The organism is Antarctobacter albus, from assembly GCF_900101505.1.
In the GTDB taxonomy this organism is placed as follows: domain Bacteria; phylum Pseudomonadota; class Alphaproteobacteria; order Rhodobacterales; family Rhodobacteraceae; genus Antarctobacter; species Antarctobacter albus.
On sequence record NZ_FMZI01000009.1, the window covers coordinates 209,733 to 225,901 of the forward strand.

A 16,169-nucleotide genomic window follows, 5' to 3' on the forward strand; every position below is an offset into this window, starting at 1 on the left:
GATTTGAGGCAGCCTTTTCAGGTGTGGGAAGGTATGGAGGGGTCGCCAGCGCGTCAAGATGCGGCGGCCCGACCGAGTGCTTGTGTCACAAGATCGTGCGGCAGCGGCATATAGTGTGCACGCGCGGTCCAGACCAGGGCTGTGTCGATATGCCGACCGGGATAGACCTGCGCCAAGGTGGCGGCATAGGCCCCCATCTGCCGCAAGAGTCCGTCTGGCACATGGTCGGCGCCGTCGGGCACCGTGCGGTTCGATTTGAAATCCACGGCGGTGATCCGGTCGGGCGCGATCAGCAGCCGGTCGATGATCCCATGTATCCGCCCCAGCCCCGGCAGATCGGCGGTGACGGGCACCTCTGCCAGCGCATCGGGGGCAAAGACATGCGCCAGCGCGGGCGCCTCCAGCACCGCCAGCGCCTCGTCCCGGATCGCAGGCAGATGCCCGGTGACAAGCGCCAGGTCCGGGTCCGTTTCCATCTGGGTACAGAGCGAATCCGCGGCCTGTGTGCGTTGATCGGCGGGCAGGGGGGCCAGGTTTTCCAGCAGGTAATGCAGCGCCGTGCCGCGCGCCTTGGCCATGTCCTCGGTATCGCCGGCGGCCCCGGGCAGCGCCTTGGCGCCGCCAAGCTCGGAAGGCTTCAGGGCCTTCGTGGCGGCCACGGGATCCGGCGCCGGGGCCAGCAACGCGGCGGGCAGGTCTACCGGCGCGGGCCGTGGCTTGTCGTGGACATCCAGGGGCAAGTGCGTCCAGTCCGACAGGCCCAGCCGCAGCCCTTCGCCACTGCCCAGGTCGCCGAAATCGAACATCACCCGCTCGGGGCCCGAATCCTCCATCCCCCGCGCGACCTTGTCGTACCAAGCCTCGCCGGATTTCCCCAAGTCGCCTGCCGCCGCCACGATCAGCCATTTCTCGGCCCGGGTCATGGCGACATAGAGCAGGCGGTCCTTTTCCTGCGCGGCCTTCTCCTTGGCGGTGTCGACCACCGCCTGCTGGCGCGGCGGCATGGCGTCCGCGCTGGCCTTCCACATCGGGCCGTCATCGTCGGTGAACAGATCGTCGCGCAGCTTGGTGTCCGGTTCGGCGCAATCGGGCAGGATGACCACGGGCGCCTCCAGCCCCTTGGAACCATGCACCGTCATCACCCGCAGGGTTTCGCCCGCGCTGTCCGGGGCGCGCTTGATCTTCAGGTTGTCCGACCGCGCCCATTCCAGGAACCCGGTCAGCGAGGGCACGGCGCTTTGTTCATAGGCCAGGGCCTGTTGCAGCAGCGCGTTAATGCCATCTTCGGCCTCCGGCCCCAGCCGCCCGATCAGCAGGCGGCGGCCGTCGTGGCGGGTCAGGATCCGGTCGATCAGGTCATAGGGGCGCAGGAAATCGGTTTGCCCGCGCAGGTCGTCCAGCACGCGCAGCACCTCGGGGAAATCCTCGCGCCGGGCGCGCAGTTCCTCCCAGAGGTATTTTTTCTGCCGCCGGTGGGCGAGATTGAACAGCGCCTGTTCCGTGAGGCCGAAGAGCGGCGAGCGCAGCAGCGTCGCCAGCGACAGGTCATCCTCTGGCGTGGACAGGAAACTGAGCAGGGCGATGATGTCCTTGACCGCCAGTTCCGCCATGACCTTGAGCACGTCGGCCCCGGCAATGGGCAGGTCCTGCTGCTTGCAGGCGCGGATGATCTCCTTGAACAGGCGTCCGCGCTTTTGCACAAGGATCAGGAAATCGCCCGCGTGAACGGGCCGCGCCCGGTAGGTGCCGGTATGGCCAACCTCCTCGGGCAGCGGGGTGCCTTTCTCGATGCTCTCCTTGATGAAATGCGCGATGCGCTGGGCCAGTTGCACGGTGTGATGGGTGGCACTGGGCCGGTCGACGGGCTCGTGCCACGGCCCGTCCTCCTCGTCGCCGACCTTGTCCACCAGCGGCCAGAGATCGACCCGCCCGGGCATGGCCTCCTTGAAGGCAAGGTGCCCGTCACCCACGAACCCCGAGGCCTCGGCGCCGCGAAAGGTGTTGTCGACCAGCCGCAGGATCGGCTCTGCCGAACGAAAGCTGTAGTCGAGGCTGGCAGGCACCAGCGGCGCGTCGGTCCGGGCAAGACGGTTGGCGAAATCGTCGCGCATCCGGTCGAACTCGGACGGGTCGGCACCTTGGAAGGAATAGATCGACTGTTTCTTGTCGCCGACGACAAAGATCGTGCGGCGCACATCGGCCCGCGCGCCCTCGCCTGCGGTGAATTCCTGGGCCAGCCGTTCGATCACCTGCCATTGCACGGGAGAGGTGTCCTGCGCCTCGTCGACAAGGATATGATCGATGCCGCCGTCCAGCCGATAAAGCACCCATTCCGCGACGCCCGGATCGCGCAGCAGGTCGCGCGCGCGGGTGATGAGATCATCGAAATCCAGCCAGCCGCGGCGTTGTTTCTCGGCGTCGTAGTCGCGCAGGAAGGCGCCCGCGAAACCGTGCAGGGCCGTGTCGCGGTCGGCGGCGGCCAGCGCGCGCTGCATGGCAAGCGCCTCCTCGACCCGTGCGGCGAGTTGATCCAGCGCCTCGAAGAGGTCGGCGGCGCTGGCCCGCACCCCCTTGGTGCCCAGCGTCTTGCGGATCGTGCCCGCCTGCGTCAGCAGCGCGGCCTGAACTTGGGCCAGCCCGGCGCTGTCCATTGCTTCCACCGCGCCTAGCTGCCCCGAGAGAGTCTGATCGGTCTTGCCGCCGTTGGCGAGGATCTCGGCCAGCGCCGCGAAGAGGTCCAGCTCGGACCCCAGGAAGACCTGGTCCAGCAGGGTGTCCTCGTCATCCGTTTCGCGCAACCCGTATGCGGCGCGGATCCCGCCCGCATCCTTGGGCGGGGCAAAGGCATCGCGGTGGCGGCAGACCTGCGCGGCGATGCTGTCCACGTCGTCACCCGAGACATAGGGTGCGATGGCGCGGATCAGATGCGCCTCCGGTCCCTCGGCCATCCGGTCCAGCACCTCGGCGCGCAGCAATTCGGCGGCGCGGTCCTCCATTTCCTGGAACTGCGGCGTGACGCGGGCCTCCAGCGGGAACCGACGCAGCAGGGAGGCGCAGAAAGAGTGGATCGTCTGGATGCGCAGCCCGCCCGGCGTCTCGATGGCCCGGGCGAACAACGTGCGCGCCTCGCGCAGGAAATCGCCCGTCAGGTCCTTTTCGACGCCCAGTTCGCGCAGCTCACCCCTGAGCGCGGCTTCATCCAACATCGCCCAGCCACCCAGCCGTTTGAACAGGCGGTTCTGCATCTCGGATGCGGCGGCCTTGGTATAGGTCAGGCAGAGGATGTGCGACGGGTCCACCCCGTCCAGCAGCAGCCGCGCCACCCGGTCGGTCAGCACGCGGGTCTTGCCCGATCCGGCATTGGCGGCCAGCCACGTCGAATGCCCCGGTTCGGCGGCGCGCACCTGCGCCTCTGTCGCGTCGTCGCGCCTCATGTCAGCACCTCCTTGACCGGCGCATCGGTCACGTCCCATTCGCCGTACCGGGCGAGGTGGTCGTAATCGCCGGCATCGCTGTCCTTTTGCAGGGCGCGGCGGGCGGTAAAGCCGGTCTCGGCGGCATGATAGGCGCTGATGAGGGCGACGAACTCCTGCCAGACCTGTTCGGGCGGCGCGTCTTCCAGCGGGGCCAGCACCTCGCGCGGGTTCGAGGGCTGCAGCGAGACAAAGACAGCCCGTTCCACATGTGGCGGGTCCAGCGGGGGGAAGCCGCCCTCGTCCAGCATCGCCGCCTCCAGCAGCAACTGCTTGTCAAAGGCGCGCTGTTCCTTGGGTGAGGGCGCGGCGCCGGTCTTGTAGTCGTAGATATGCGCCCCGCCGCGCCCGTCGATGTCGATCCGGTCGGCGGTGGCGCTCAGGGTAAAGCCCAGCGCGGGGATCTGCCGTTCTCCCTTGATCTCGTACTTGCTGGGGGTCGCGCGGCCCTGACGTTCCACCTCGGTTTCCACGAACCAGGGCGCGATGCGGGCCATGCGCGCCTGCCACAGCGCACGGACGGTGGGAAAGGGCACCTGGTCCGGGTCGCCGATGATCTGTTCGGCCAGCGCCATCAAACGATCGGGCCGCAGGTCCAGCGGTTCCTCCTGCGTGGCCTTGACGAAGTCCTCCAGCACCTTGTGGGTGAGGATGCCGCGCATCAGCGCGTCGGGCGCCTGCATCAGCGGATCCAGCGGACGCAGCCGCAGGACATGCTTGGCGTAGATCGCGTAGGGATCGCGCACCAGCCGCTTGATTTCGGTGACCGAGAGTTTCGCGGGCCGTGTCCCGGGGGGCGGCGCGGGTGAGGGACGCGGCACTGGCGCGGCCTCGATCGGCACCTCCGAGGCACGCGCCAGCGCCAGCCAGCGGTTGCCGCGCGCCTGCATCGCGGCGATGACCTCCTTGCCGCCTTGCGTCTCCAGCCCCCGCATCAGGTTCAACAGCCGGTTGACCCAGCGTGAGGGTACGGTTTCCGCCTCGTCCGATTTCAGCGACCGTGACAGCCAGACCTCGGGTGCGCCCGCCGCCTGTTGAAAGTCATGCGCCGACAGGCCGATGCGCCGTTCGGGCAGCAGCAGCCCCGCCTTGGCGCGCATCTGCCGGTTCAGCCAGGGGTCGGCGCCGGGCAGTTCCGGCCAGGCGCCCTCGTTCAGGCCCGCCAGGATTATCAGCTCGGCATCCATGACCCGTGCCTCCAGCGTGCCCCAGATCAGGATGTCGGGGTGGGGCGCGTCGCGGTCGCGCACCTCTTCGCGGGACATCAAAGCGCCCAGCAGGTCGGTGAAGTCGCGGGCGTTCATCTCGGCGCCGTGCTCTGCCTCTCTCTCCAGTCCGGCCATGACGCCTTGCAGCTTGCGGCCCGCCGCTTCGTGCCACAGCCCGCCAGTGCCTTTGGAGCCCGGCCCGGCACAGATCGCGCCGGCCAGTGTCAGCAGGTCGGCGATCCAGTCGGCCAGGGGGCGTTTGCCGGGCCGCTCCTGTCCGCAGAACCGTGTGCCGACCCAGGCCGCCCAATCACCCTGCGACCGCTTTTCGCCCCAAAGCGCCAGCGGTTCGGGCTGGGGATAGGGCATGCCCTTGCGGCGGATGAACAGTTCCAGTTCCCGGGTATTCAGCAGATGCGGCCCCCGGTCGGCGCCGCTGTGAACCAGCGGGTGCTTGAGCAGGGTCAGCAGCATCTCGGCCGTCAGCGGTTTGACGAAGAGTTCCGCCACATGGCGCAGCAGTCGCCCGGGAGGGGTCAGCTGCGCGGGCGTGCCGCCGCTGTCGTCTGGCAGGATGTTCCAGCGGTCCAGCGCAGAAGTCACGCGCCGGGTCAGCATCCGGTCCGGGGTGATGACGGCGGCGCGCTGGCCATCCGCCACTGCCTGCCGCAGGCGCAGGGCGATGGCCAGCGCCTCGTCCCGCTGGCTGGGCGCCTCCAGCAGGGTCACATCCTGCATCGCCGCGTCCAGTGGCGGCAGCGAGGGTCCTTCGGACAGCCATTGGTGCGTGACCGGCGCGGGCCGCAGGGCCAGCGACAGCACGCGGTTGCGCACCGGGCTGGGCGGCGGTGTCTCGGTCCAGGGGCGAACATCTCCGGGCGCCATGTCCAAAGCCTGCATCAGCCGGGCAAAGCGGAATTGCGGGTGATCCTCACCGGTCAGCGCGGTATCCAGCCGGTCCCAGACATGATCCGGCATGTCGGTGTCAAAGCCGGGCAGGATCACCGCCCCCTGCGGTAGCCGCGCCACCGCCTCCATGAAGGCTGCCGTTGTCCCGCGCGACCCTGTGGACCCCGCGACAAGGATCGGATGTTGCGGCGGGCTGTCCTGCCATTGCCGCAGGCGCAGGTCCAGCGCGCGGCGGGCATAGGCCTGCGGGTCGGGGGCGCTGTCGGCCACGAAATACTGTTGCACGATGCGCAGGAAGGTCAGCGCGCGTTGCCAATGGCCCGACTGGTCCGAGACGTCGAGGGTCTCGATGACCTCGGGGGCAACGCCCTCGCCCTGCATTTCCTCCATCAGGGTCGCCAGGCTGTCGGCCAGGTCGAACAGCGCCGCCCGCGGGGCAAGATCGGGCGCCTGGTCCAGCAGTTTGGACACGAGGCCTGTCAGTTCCAGCCGCCGGCGCAACGGGGGCACTGGCGCGGGCAGGGCGGCCTTCGTCAGCGGGTCGGCCAGGTCGGTCACAAGGCGGATGCGCGGCAGGAGGCTGGCAGGGCCCTTGTCGAACACTTCGCGCAGGCGCCGCGCCATGCGGTCGGAGTTGACGTAGATTTCCACCCGCGCCAGCGCCTCGGGCGGGGCATCGCCCAGGCGGGCGCGCAGGCCCGCGACAAGTTCACTGGCGAAATCGGCGCCCGGCGGCAGGCCGAACAGGCGCGGTCCCGTGTCGTCAAACATGCAAAAGTCCTTCGGCCAGCGCGATGCCTTCGGGGTGGCCCACATCGCACCATTGGCCCGGGTAGGTGAGGCCGCAAAGGCGGCCCGTTTCCGCCTGGGCATTCCACAGGCGATTGAGCGAAAAGACCTTGTCGGGGATGGCGTGCAGCCCCTCTGTCTTGATGATCTGCGCGCCGGTGTAGACAAGATCGCCCTTGCGGCACAGTTGCCCGTCCGGCTGCAGGCTGAAATCACCGGGGGTCTTGCGGCCCTCGGCGCGGGCCAGCGGGACGCAGAGCAGAAGCGCGTCCATTCGCGCCGGATCCCAGGCCGCGCGCAGCAGGTCCAAGGGGTTCGGACCGTTCCAGATGGCGTCTGTGTTCAGCGTGTATACAGGGTGTGCACCCAGTTTCGGCAGGGCAAACCGCAACCCGCCGCCGGTGTCCAGGATGTCGGGATGTTCGACAGAGACATGGATGCCGGTCCCGTTCAGGTGGCTTTCGATCTGGTCCGACAGGTAATGCGCATTCACGACGCGGGTCGCGATCCCGGCGGTCAGGTCCAGCGCGTGATCCAGCAGGGGTTTCCCGGCGACCTCGATCAGGGGTTTGGGCCGGGTGGCCGTCAGTGCCCCCATGCGGGTGCCGAACCCGGCGGCAAAGAGCATCACGGCGTCGGGCATGGGGATTTCAACCTTGTCAGATGGTCCGGCGAGGGCGCGGGCAGGGCGGTGTCGAGGACCTCTTTCACCGGGGCCAGCAGCGGGTGCGCAAGGTCGTTCTGCAGGTGTGCCCAGACGCGCGGGATCAGGTCGATGTAATGCGGCTTGCCCCGCGTCGCTGCGAGACGGGCAAAAACGCCCAGGATACGCAGGTTGCGCTGGGCGCCCAGCACGGCCAGAGAGGCGCGGAATGGCGTTTCCGCGTGCCCGGTGGCGGTGCAGTAATGCGCGATACAGACCTCGGCGGTGTCCGCGTGCACATCACGGCGCGCGTCCTGGATCAGCGAGACAAGGTCATAGGCGCGGTGTCCCAGCAGGGCGTCCTGAAAATCCAGCAGACCGGCGCGGGCGGTGCCCGAACGATCCGGCAGGAACAGGATGTTCTCGGCGTGGTAATCCCGCAATACCATGACCTCGGCGGGCTGGGCGTGGGCCTCTAGCAGGGGGCGGAAGGCGGCGATGGCGCGGGGCAGGGCCTCTGGCGCCTGCGTGTAGTGGATAAAGGCCAGGTCGATCTGTTGGGCCAGGTGATCGGGTGTGGCGACGGGCAGGTCGGGCGCCGCGGGATGTCGGTGCAAGTCGATCAGAACATCCGTCGCCAGCAGGTAGAGGTCCCGCTCTGCCGCGGGCGTCTCTGCCAGCCGCGCAACCAGATCGTCGCCAAGATCCTCGATCAGCAAGAGGCCGTTGGCTGTATCCTCGGACAGGATGCGCGGCGCGCTCAGGCCAATTCCGCAGAGGTGCCGGGCCAGGCGGGCAAAAAGCGCCACGTCGCCCTCTGGGTCCTGCATCAGGATGGCGGTTTGCCCGTCAAGGAACAGCCGCGTGTAGCGCCGGGCGGAGGCATCCCCGGCCAGCGCCTCTCGCCGGGCGGCGCCCCATCCTGCTGCACTCAGGAAGTCACTCACGCCGCCTGCTCCGCGATCAGCGCGTCCCAGCGCGGCGCCTCCCAATCCAGCACCAGCGCCCGGGCGTCCTCGTCCTTTCCGGCGGCAAAGCTCAGCCGAAGGGCGTCGCGGGGGGCCAGATCCTCCAGCCGGTCGGGCCATTCGACGAGGCAGATGGCCGTGTCAAAGGCCTCTGTCAGGCCCAGTTCGACGCTCTCGTCCGGGCCGGTGAGCCGGTAGAGATCGGCATGCCAGAGCTCGCCAGTGGCGGTGTCGTAGGTCTGGACAAGGGTGAAGGTGGGTGAGGGCACGTCCTCTGGTTCGTCCAGCAGGGACTGGATCAGGCAGCGCGCGAAATGGGTTTTTCCGGCGCCGATCTCACCCGTCAGCAGCAGAACGTCGCCGGGCCGGAGACCGGCGCCGATGCGGCGGGCCAGGGCGCAGGTGGCCTCTGGCGTGGGCAGGGTGAGGGCGGTCTGGCGGGTGGTCATGGCGGCGAGGATACCGGCGCCGCGCAGGGGCCTGCAAGCGGCTATCCCACCGCTTTCCGGCGATTGTCGGGCTGGGCGGTTTCCTCTGCCTGGACGGGCAGGCTGGTAAAGCGGACAAGGGTCGCCCCGGCAGCCACAGGCTGTACCATGCAGCGCAGTTGTTCACCGGACTTGCGGGTCAATTGCGCCTCCCAGCCCTGGCGGTCACGCAGGGTCAGGACAAATTCGCGCAGGTCGGCCCAGATCGGGCTGGGCTGGCAATCCTGCTGCCATTCCTTGGTGGCATCGACGATGGTGATCTCGGCAAAGGCGCTGTCGGGGTCGCATTTCCACTGTGCCCGGTAGGCGGCGTTGGAAAAGGTCAGCACACCCAGCCGAGAGAAGACGGCCACCGCGTCGTCGAAACAATCCAGCACCGATTGCGTCAATTCCAGTTCCGAGCGGAAGCGGCGGGTGAGCGAGATCTCGGCGCTGATGTCCTCGATCAGGAAGGCGACGGCGCCGTCCGGATGCGGGCGGCCGGTGATCTTGTAGGTCAGGCCAGAGGGCAGGTTCCAGGTCTCGCAATAGCGGTCTTCGCGCGCGGCCGAAACCACGTCATAGAGCTTGTCCCGCCAGGAGGCATAGTTCTTGGGTTCGGGCATCATGCGGTTTTCCCGCATGTGATCGAAGAAGGACAGGAGGTTGGGTTTGGCCGAAAGGAAATCCACCGGCAGATGTGTCAGGTCCACCAGCGCCGGGTTGAACAGCACCAGTTGCCGGTCACGGTCAAAGACGGCCAGACCGATGGGCAGGTGGGCAAAGGTCTTGGTCAGCGTCTGGACGAAGTTGCGCTGCGCCATCTCGGCGTTGACGAGGCTGTCGATGCTTGTGGCGTAATGCACCCAGCCGTGTTCGACCGGGCGCGAGACGACTTCGAGCCAGCGCTGCGGCTGCCCCTCGGGCTTGATGCTGATGCGGGTGCTGCGCTCGACTCGTTTGGAGGGCAGTTCGATGTCGACGGGACAGGTGCCGTCGATTTCGTGCCCGGTGCTTGCGCACAGGTGTTCGTAGGCCTCGTTGTACCAGATCAGTTGCCCGTCATCATCGGTTTGCCAGAGCGCATCGGGGGCGTTGCGCGACATTTCCGAAAGGCGGTGGTACTCGTCGCTCTGGCAGCGGGCCCGGAACAGCGTGGCGGCGCCGTCGGGCGTGCATTGCAGACGCAGGTGCAGCCGGCTGCCCGCGGGGTCGGCCCACAGTTCGGCATTGCCGACATGAGGCGAACGCCAGTGCAAGGGCCGGCCCGGCAGCTCTTCCGGCAGATCCGGGAAGCCGGGCAATAGCGTTTCGCGCACCTCGTCCCAGCCCATACCGGTCAGCACCGTGCGATCGAACAGCACTGCGGCATCCTGGGTGAAATCGACAACTTCGCCGTTTCGGAACAGCAGTACGGTTTCCGGCGTTCCAGAGTGCTGCAACTGCGATCGGCGCGGGCACAGCGTGAACAGGATCAGTGCGGCGGCCATGAATGCCGCGGCGGCACCGGCGCCGATTGCCAGAATTAATAGATCCTCCAAGGTCCTGCCTCTTACCCGTGTCCCGCGGATTGGCCTTCAGGTTGATTTCAGTTTGGTTAATTTCGCGTTAAGCATAAAACATTAAGGTTAAAGTCATCTTAAATTTCAATCGGGCGGTTCTCTCCCAGCGCGGTCCCCGGTTTTGCGGCGTCGGCGACGATCTTGCTGTGTGGCCAGACCACCTCGACGATGGCGCCGCGGCGTTCGGACTGGTCCGACACCGCCGAGTAGGGGTCCGATCCATTGGCAAAGCTTAGCTCGGCCCCGGTGCGTTCAAGCAGGGTCTTGGCGATGAAAAGCCCAAGGCCCATGCCCTCATATTCCGGGCGCGCGCGTTTTTCGCTTTCGCTGCGGCGGCGGCGCACGAAAGGGTCGCCGATGCGGCCGATCAGGTGCTGGGGAAAGCCGCGCCCGTCATCGACGATACGGATGGAAATCACGTCATCCGTCCACATCGCCTCGACCCAGACCTTGGTCCGCGCGAAATCCACCGCATTCTGGACCAGGTTGCGCAGCCCGTGGATCACCTCGGGGCGGCGCAGGATCTGCGGCTGGGCATAGTCGCCCCCGGGGCCCGGCCCCTCCTCGATCAGGATTTCCTTGCCCCGGTCCTGGTGCGGTTCGGCGGCCTCGCGGATCACCTCGATCAGGGGCGCGTGGCGCATGTGCAGGTCGTCCTTGCCCGCCCGCCCCATGCTGCGCAGGATGTCGCGGCAGCGGTCGGCCTGTTCCCGGATCAAGAGCGCGTCTTCCTTGAGATCGACGAGGTCGGGATGGTCGTCCAGTTCCTCGGCCAGTTCCGACGAGGTCAGCTTGATCGTGGCCAGCGGCGTGCCAAGTTCATGCGCCGCAGCGGCCACCACGCCGCCGAGGTCGTTCAGTTTCTGTGCCCGGGCCAGCGCCATCTGCGTGGCGGCCAGCGCGTCGGACATGGAATTCATCTCGCGCGTGATGCGGCGCGAGTAGACAGAGATAAAGACCAGCGCGATGCAGATTGCTGCCCATTGGCCGTACACGAAAATGTCAGGAATGCGCAGGATGAACCCCTGCTCGGTGCGCAGGGGCAGGTGGTAATAGACCATGCCCGTAACCAGCGCGAAGGCAGTGAACCCCAGCAGAAAGGTCGACCGCAGGCTGAGCACAGCCGCCGAAACGGTGACCGGCGCCAGTACCAGCAACGAGAACGGGTTGTGCAGCCCACCCGTCAGGTACAGCAGGAAACACAGCTGCAAGAGGTCGAACATCACCATCATGAAGTTCTCTGTCTCGCTCAACCGCTTGTTTTCGGGAAAAACCGAGATCGCGATCAGGTTGCCGACGATCGAGACACCCACGGCCAGGTAACACAGGCCCAGTTCCAGCTGCAGGTTGTAGAGCCGCTGGGCCAGGGTGATCGCGATCAGCTGTCCGATCACCGCGAACCAGCGCAACAGGATCATCGTGCGCAGCCGGATCCAGTTGCTACGCTGTTCGTCGCCGATCAGTCCGAGATCCCCTTGCGCCATCTGCGCCCTTTCGTCCCTCTTGCGTCCAGCCCCTCAACAGATAGCTACAGCTAAACCATTCCAGAGGAAGAAAGTCATGCAGCGTCTTGCCGCAATCGCCGCCTTCGCCGGTCTCGTCGCCATCAGCGCCGGTGTCTGGGTCTACACTCAGCAATCCGCCTCGGACGATCCCTTTGCCCAGTGCCGGACCAGCAAGATCGCCGGGGGCGCGGAAACCATTGGTGGACCTTTCGAGCTGTTGAACAAGAACGGTGAGACGGTGACCGACAAGGATGTGATCACCAAGCCCAGCCTGGTGTATTTCGGCTACACCTTCTGTCCCGATGTCTGTCCCTTCGACACCGCGCGTAACGCCGATGCCGTCGATGTGCTGGCGGAACGCGGCTACGACGTGACCCCGGTCTTCATTTCCATCGACCCCGAGCGGGACACGCCCGAGGTGGTGGGCGAGTTCGCCGAGGTGATCCACGACAAGATGATCGGGCTGACCGGCTCTGCCGAACAGGTCAAGGCGGCCAGCCAGGCCTACCGGACCTACTACCGCAAAGAGGCCGACGCGGACCCGGAATACTATCTGGTCGACCACTCGACCTTCACTTACCTGGTGCTGCCCGAACAGGGTTTTGTCGAGTTCTTCCGGCGCGAGGTCACGCCCGAGCAGATGGCTGACCGCACGGCCTGCTTCATCGAGGCATCTTGACTTGTCCGGATGCGTTTGACCGCCGGAACTTAGCCCGCTAATACTCGTTTTCACGCAGTTGTGGCGGGAGGAAGGCTATTGGCGGAACGCAGCATCGAAGAACTGGGAGCCGACCGCTCGTTGCTCCTGGTCGATGACGACGAACCTTTCCTGAGGCGCCTCGCCAAGGCTATGGAAAAACGCGGTTTCGAGGTCGAGATGGCCGGATCTGTCGCGGCGGGTACGGCCATCGCCACCGCCCGCCCGCCGGCCTATGCGGTTGTCGACCTGCGGCTTGAGGATGGCAACGGCCTGGACGTGGTCGAGGTGCTGCGCGAAAAGCGGCCCGACAGCCGCGTGGTCGTGCTGACCGGCTATGGTGCCATTGCCACCGCCGTCGCCGCGGTCAAGATCGGGGCGACGGATTACCTGTCGAAACCTGCGGACGCGACCGACATCACCAACGCGCTGCTGGCCAAGGGCGACGACCTGCCGCCGCCCCCGGAAAACCCGATGAGCGCCGACCGCGTGCGTTGGGAGCATATCCAGCGGGTCTACGAGCTGTGTGATCGCAACGTCTCGGAAACCGCGCGGCGGCTGAACATGCACCGCCGGACACTGCAGCGCATCCTGGCGAAGCGCAGCCCGCGCTAAGTGGCGACGCTGGATTTCAGCCAGTCGACGAAGGTACGCACGGACGGTCTGACCGGGCCGCTGGGCAGGATGACGTGGTAGACCGACTTGCGCGGATAGGTCAGGTCCAGCTTGACCAATGACCCGTCGTCCAGGTGGCGGCGCACGATGACATCCGTCGCCATGATGGCGCCGATGCCGCGCCGCGCCGCCTCGATCTCAAGTGAAATCTCGCCTATGTCGCGGCGTGCGACCCTGTCCACGTCGATCCCCGTTTCCGCCAGCATGCGGGCATCGGGGCGGTCCGCCGGACCCAGGATCCAGGGCAGATCCTGCGGCGCCGCAGACGCCGCGAGTTTCGGCGCGGCAACGAAGACCGTTTCGCATTCGATCAGGGGCTCGCAGCGATAGTCCGGCCAGTCCTCGGGTGTTCCGATGCGGATGCCGATGTCGAACCCGTCGAAATCCACCGGCGACAGGCAGGCCCCGGGCACGAAGGAGACCGGGATTTCCGGATGTGCGCACCAGAAGTCACAGAGTTTGGGCAGGATCACCGCGTCCACGATAAAGGTGGTGGTGGTTGCACGGATCCCACGGCTGGCCTCTCGCTGCCGCAGCCCGTCGATGCCATTCGCCAAAAGGGAAAACGCCTCGGTCATGGGTTTGGCGAGTTGCTGACCGGCCTCCGTCAGAACCAGCCCCCGGCCTTCGCGCCGCACGAGTTTCGCGCCAACCTCTGATTCAAGTGACCGCACCTGCTGGGCCACGGCGGCGGGGGTCACGTTCAGGGCGCGTGCGGCGGCGGAAAACCCCTGCAGCCGCGCCGTCGCCTCAAAGGCGCGCAGGCTGGAAAGCGGCGGGAGGTGGTGCCAGTCGATCTCTGCCATCTTGTAGTCCAACTTAAAGGTCACGAAAAATTCCTGACTCAGGATTTGTCGGAACTCAAGTTATTTATAGCCCTGGGCCGAAGGTGCCCTGGGAGAATACGATGCTTCAGTTATCAGAAGACATGATGCGTGCAACGCGCCGATACGATGCCGCTGGCCGTGGAATGCGTCGGGACATCGAAAAGGAAGACGCGGCCCTGAGGGCGGTTGCGGCCCTGCCCGTCGCCTGCGCGCCCGGAGCATGGTTGCGGTACGTCCTGGACGGGGCGCGCCAGGCCACAGCGCACCCTGCGTTGCGCGGTCAGAGGTCGTAGCGTTTCAGTACCTTGTCGACGGTCCGGCCATCATCCAATCGGACGCCGGGCTTGGTTCCGTAGTCCTCGAACCCCCGGCTCTGGTAGTAGGCCAGCCCGCCCATATTGTCCGAGCGGATGTTGGCATTGATCCAGCGATAGCCAAGTGCACGGGCGGCCTTTTCGGTTTCGCGAAACAGCGCCGAGCCGATGCCAAGCCCGGTCCGGCCACGGCGGGCAAAGGTGGCGATCTCGGCCGCGTCTTCCGGCAAATACTCCGCCGGTTCGATCCACTGGAACCCCATGACCTCGCCGCTGTCATCCTCGGCCAGGTGCCAGGCGGCGCGGTCGGGACAGCGCGTGATCCAGCCGCGCAGGTCCTCGGCATCGACGGGTCGGGTCATGGCGGTGGTGCCGCCTGCGGCGATCACCTCGTTCAGCAACTCGGCCAGGGGACGGGCGTCCAGCGGACCGGCGCGGCGTATCGTGATCGTCATCGGGGCATCTCCTGCAACAGGGCCGCGTGGCGGGCGGTGAAATCTGCGCGCACCTCGACCGGCGGGCGCAGGTGGATCGACAGATCGGCGATCATGTCCATGTCGGGCGCGCCAAAGAACCTGTCCGCCTCGGCATGGGTAAACCCGGCGATCTGGGTCGCCTCCATCCAGGCACTGATACGGTCCGCCTTCTTGATCTGCTTTTTCAGCCGCTGCGGCGTGGCGGCGGGCAGGCCAAAGCGGATGTGGATGGCGGCGGAGAGCCGCTTGTCCAGTTCTTCGTAGTTCGGACCGACAGCGGCCTTCACCGGAGAGATCATGTCGCCGATCACGTATTCCGGCGCGTCGTGCAGCAGCGCGGTCAGCCGGTCGGCCACGCGCGCCTGCGGGCAAAGCCGGCCGAATATCACCTCGACCAGCAGGGAATGCTCGGCCACCGAATAGGCATAGTCGCCGCGCGTCTGCCCGTTCCAGCGGGCGACAAAGGCCAGCCCGTGGGCGATGTCCTCGATCTCGATATCCAGCGGCGTCGGGTCCAGCAGGTCCAGCCTGCGCCCCGAAAGCATCCTTTGCCAGGCTCGCGTCTGTTTCGCCATACTCTTCCCCGGGGTCCTGCTGCGCGGCCCTGACTAAGACGCGAATTCCTGCTTGTAAATCGGGCGCTGGCCGGAACGTCACGGCCCTGCGGCGGAGTATGGCGTTGTACGCGAAGGCCGCCGGTGCTACCTGCTGGCCAGAGCATCGCCGCCCCGCACAAGAGGCGCGCCACCGCATTCGAAGGAACCGAGATGACCCAGGATTACATCGTCAAGGACATTGCATTGGCCGGGTTCGGCCGCAAGGAACTCGACATTGCCGAAACCGAGATGCCGGGCCTGATGGCGCTGCGCGCGGAATACGGCGAGGCGAAACCGCTGAAAGGCGCGCGCATCGTCGGTTCCTTGCACATGACGATCCAGACCGCTGTCCTGATCGAAACCCTGGTGGCGCTGGGCGCCGACGTGCGCTGGGCGTCCTGCAACATCTTCTCGACCCAGGACCATGCTGCCGCCGCCATCGCCGAGGCAGGCATCCCGGTCTTCGCGATCAAGGGCCAGACGCTGGAAGAGCATTGGGATTACCTCGACAAGTCCTTCCTGTTCGACGATGGCCCGAACATGATCCTGGACGATGGCGGCGACGCCACGCTCTACGTCCTGCTGGGGGCGCGCGCCGAGGCGGGTGAGGACATCATCGCCGTGCCGACCTCGGAAGAAGAGGAAGTCATCAAGGCGCAGATCAAGAAGCGCATGGCGGCAAGCCCCGGCTGGTTCACCAAGACCCGCGACCAGATCCTGGGCGTGTCCGAGGAAACCACCACCGGCGTCAACCGCCTGTACCAGCTGGTGCGCGACGGCCAGCTGCCCTTCCCGGCGATCAACGTCAACGACAGCGTGACCAAGTCGAAGTTCGACAACAAGTACGGCTGCAAGGAATCGCTGGTCGACGGCATCCGCCGCGCCACCGACACGATGATGGCCGGCAAGGTCGCCGTGGTCTGCGGTTACGGCGACGTCGGCAAGGGCTCTGCCGCCTCGCTGCGCGGCGCCGGTGCCCGCGTGAAAGTGACCGAGATCGACCCGATCTGCGCCCTGCAGGCGGCGATGGACGGCTTCGAGGTGACGACGCTGGAAGACG

Annotated in this window: 13 protein-coding genes; 3 read left to right on the forward strand and 10 right to left on the reverse strand. The window is 66.6% G+C overall.

The window, feature by feature from the left end; translation table 11 throughout:
* Positions 1-53: 53 nt before the first annotated feature.
* From addA to regB, 7 genes are all read right to left on the reverse strand, one after another.
* Complete coding sequence (addA, locus tag BLQ71_RS17060; protein WP_074622557.1) at positions 54-3,434, reverse strand: double-strand break repair helicase AddA; 3,381 nt, start codon at positions 3,432-3,434, stop codon at positions 54-56.
* Positions 3,431-6,361: a double-strand break repair protein AddB gene (addB, locus tag BLQ71_RS17065; protein ID WP_074622558.1), complete on the reverse strand. Its 2,931-nt coding sequence runs from the start codon at positions 6,359-6,361 to the stop codon at positions 3,431-3,433. Before addB ends, addA begins: the two co-directional genes overlap by 4 nt.
* Positions 6,354-7,022, reverse strand: coding sequence for a nucleotidyltransferase family protein (locus tag BLQ71_RS17070; protein ID WP_074622559.1), 669 nt, complete (start codon positions 7,020-7,022; stop codon positions 6,354-6,356). Before BLQ71_RS17070 ends, addB begins: the two co-directional genes overlap by 8 nt.
* A complete protein-coding gene (locus BLQ71_RS17075; RefSeq protein ID WP_083342285.1) occupies positions 7,007-7,969 on the reverse strand; it encodes an aminoglycoside phosphotransferase family protein in 963 nt (320 codons plus the stop codon). The genes BLQ71_RS17070 and BLQ71_RS17075 overlap by 16 nt, the downstream gene beginning before the upstream one ends.
* Positions 7,966-8,439: a tRNA (adenosine(37)-N6)-threonylcarbamoyltransferase complex ATPase subunit type 1 TsaE gene (gene tsaE, locus BLQ71_RS17080; protein WP_074622560.1), complete on the reverse strand. Its 474-nt coding sequence runs from the start codon at positions 8,437-8,439 to the stop codon at positions 7,966-7,968. Before tsaE ends, BLQ71_RS17075 begins: the two co-directional genes overlap by 4 nt.
* Positions 8,440-8,480: 41 nt before the next feature.
* Positions 8,481-9,998: a PAS-domain containing protein gene (locus BLQ71_RS17085; RefSeq protein ID WP_074622561.1), complete on the reverse strand. Its 1,518-nt coding sequence runs from the start codon at positions 9,996-9,998 to the stop codon at positions 8,481-8,483.
* A gap of 98 nt (positions 9,999-10,096) precedes the next feature.
* On the reverse strand, positions 10,097-11,503 hold the full coding sequence (regB, locus tag BLQ71_RS17090; RefSeq protein WP_043142710.1) for a sensor histidine kinase RegB: 1,407 nt from the start codon (positions 11,501-11,503) through the stop codon (positions 10,097-10,099).
* Positions 11,504-11,579: 76 nt separating this feature from the next.
* Here regB and BLQ71_RS17095 point away from each other — a divergent pair, with 76 nt between their 5' ends.
* Positions 11,580-12,203, forward strand: coding sequence for an SCO family protein (locus BLQ71_RS17095; protein ID WP_043142707.1), 624 nt, complete (start codon positions 11,580-11,582; stop codon positions 12,201-12,203).
* 78 nt (positions 12,204-12,281) lie between these two features.
* Positions 12,282-12,836, forward strand: coding sequence for an ActR/PrrA/RegA family redox response regulator transcription factor (locus BLQ71_RS17100; protein WP_043142704.1), 555 nt, complete (start codon positions 12,282-12,284; stop codon positions 12,834-12,836).
* On the opposite strand, the gene BLQ71_RS17105 is transcribed toward BLQ71_RS17100, so the two are convergent.
* The 3 genes from BLQ71_RS17105 to BLQ71_RS17115 form a co-directional block, all read right to left on the reverse strand.
* The gene (locus BLQ71_RS17105) at positions 12,833-13,726 is read right to left on the reverse strand and encodes a LysR family transcriptional regulator (RefSeq protein ID WP_074622562.1); all 894 of its coding nucleotides are present in this window, start codon (positions 13,724-13,726) and stop codon (positions 12,833-12,835) included. The genes BLQ71_RS17100 and BLQ71_RS17105 overlap by 4 nt on opposite strands.
* Positions 13,727-14,003: 277 nt before the next feature.
* Positions 14,004-14,492, reverse strand: coding sequence for a GNAT family N-acetyltransferase (locus tag BLQ71_RS17110; RefSeq protein ID WP_074622563.1), 489 nt, complete (start codon positions 14,490-14,492; stop codon positions 14,004-14,006).
* Positions 14,489-15,088 (reverse strand): HD domain-containing protein, encoded by a 600-nt coding sequence (locus BLQ71_RS17115; RefSeq protein WP_074622564.1) that lies wholly within the window; start codon positions 15,086-15,088, stop codon positions 14,489-14,491. Before BLQ71_RS17115 ends, BLQ71_RS17110 begins: the two co-directional genes overlap by 4 nt.
* A gap of 192 nt (positions 15,089-15,280) precedes the next feature.
* Here BLQ71_RS17115 and BLQ71_RS17120 point away from each other — a divergent pair.
* A partial coding sequence (locus tag BLQ71_RS17120; protein WP_074622565.1) for an adenosylhomocysteinase occupies positions 15,281-16,169 on the forward strand: 889 nt, incomplete at its 3' end.

Excerpts from the sequence above, each read along its gene's own strand:
- addA (WP_074622557.1), bottom strand. The coding sequence starts at position 3,434 with ATGAGGCGCGACGACGCGACAGAGGCGCAGGTGCGCGCCGCCGAACCG.
- addB (WP_074622558.1), bottom strand. The coding sequence starts at position 6,361 with ATGTTTGACGACACGGGACCGCGCCTGTTCGGCCTGCCGCCGGGCGCC.
- BLQ71_RS17070 (WP_074622559.1), bottom strand. The coding sequence starts at position 7,022 with ATGCCCGACGCCGTGATGCTCTTTGCCGCCGGGTTCGGCACCCGCATG.
- tsaE (WP_074622560.1), bottom strand. The coding sequence starts at position 8,439 with ATGACCACCCGCCAGACCGCCCTCACCCTGCCCACGCCAGAGGCCACC.
- regB (WP_043142710.1), bottom strand. The coding sequence starts at position 11,503 with ATGGCGCAAGGGGATCTCGGACTGATCGGCGACGAACAGCGTAGCAAC.
- BLQ71_RS17095 (WP_043142707.1), top strand. The coding sequence starts at position 11,580 with ATGCAGCGTCTTGCCGCAATCGCCGCCTTCGCCGGTCTCGTCGCCATC.
- BLQ71_RS17110 (WP_074622563.1), bottom strand. The coding sequence starts at position 14,492 with ATGACGATCACGATACGCCGCGCCGGTCCGCTGGACGCCCGTCCCCTG.
- BLQ71_RS17115 (WP_074622564.1), bottom strand. The coding sequence starts at position 15,088 with ATGGCGAAACAGACGCGAGCCTGGCAAAGGATGCTTTCGGGGCGCAGG.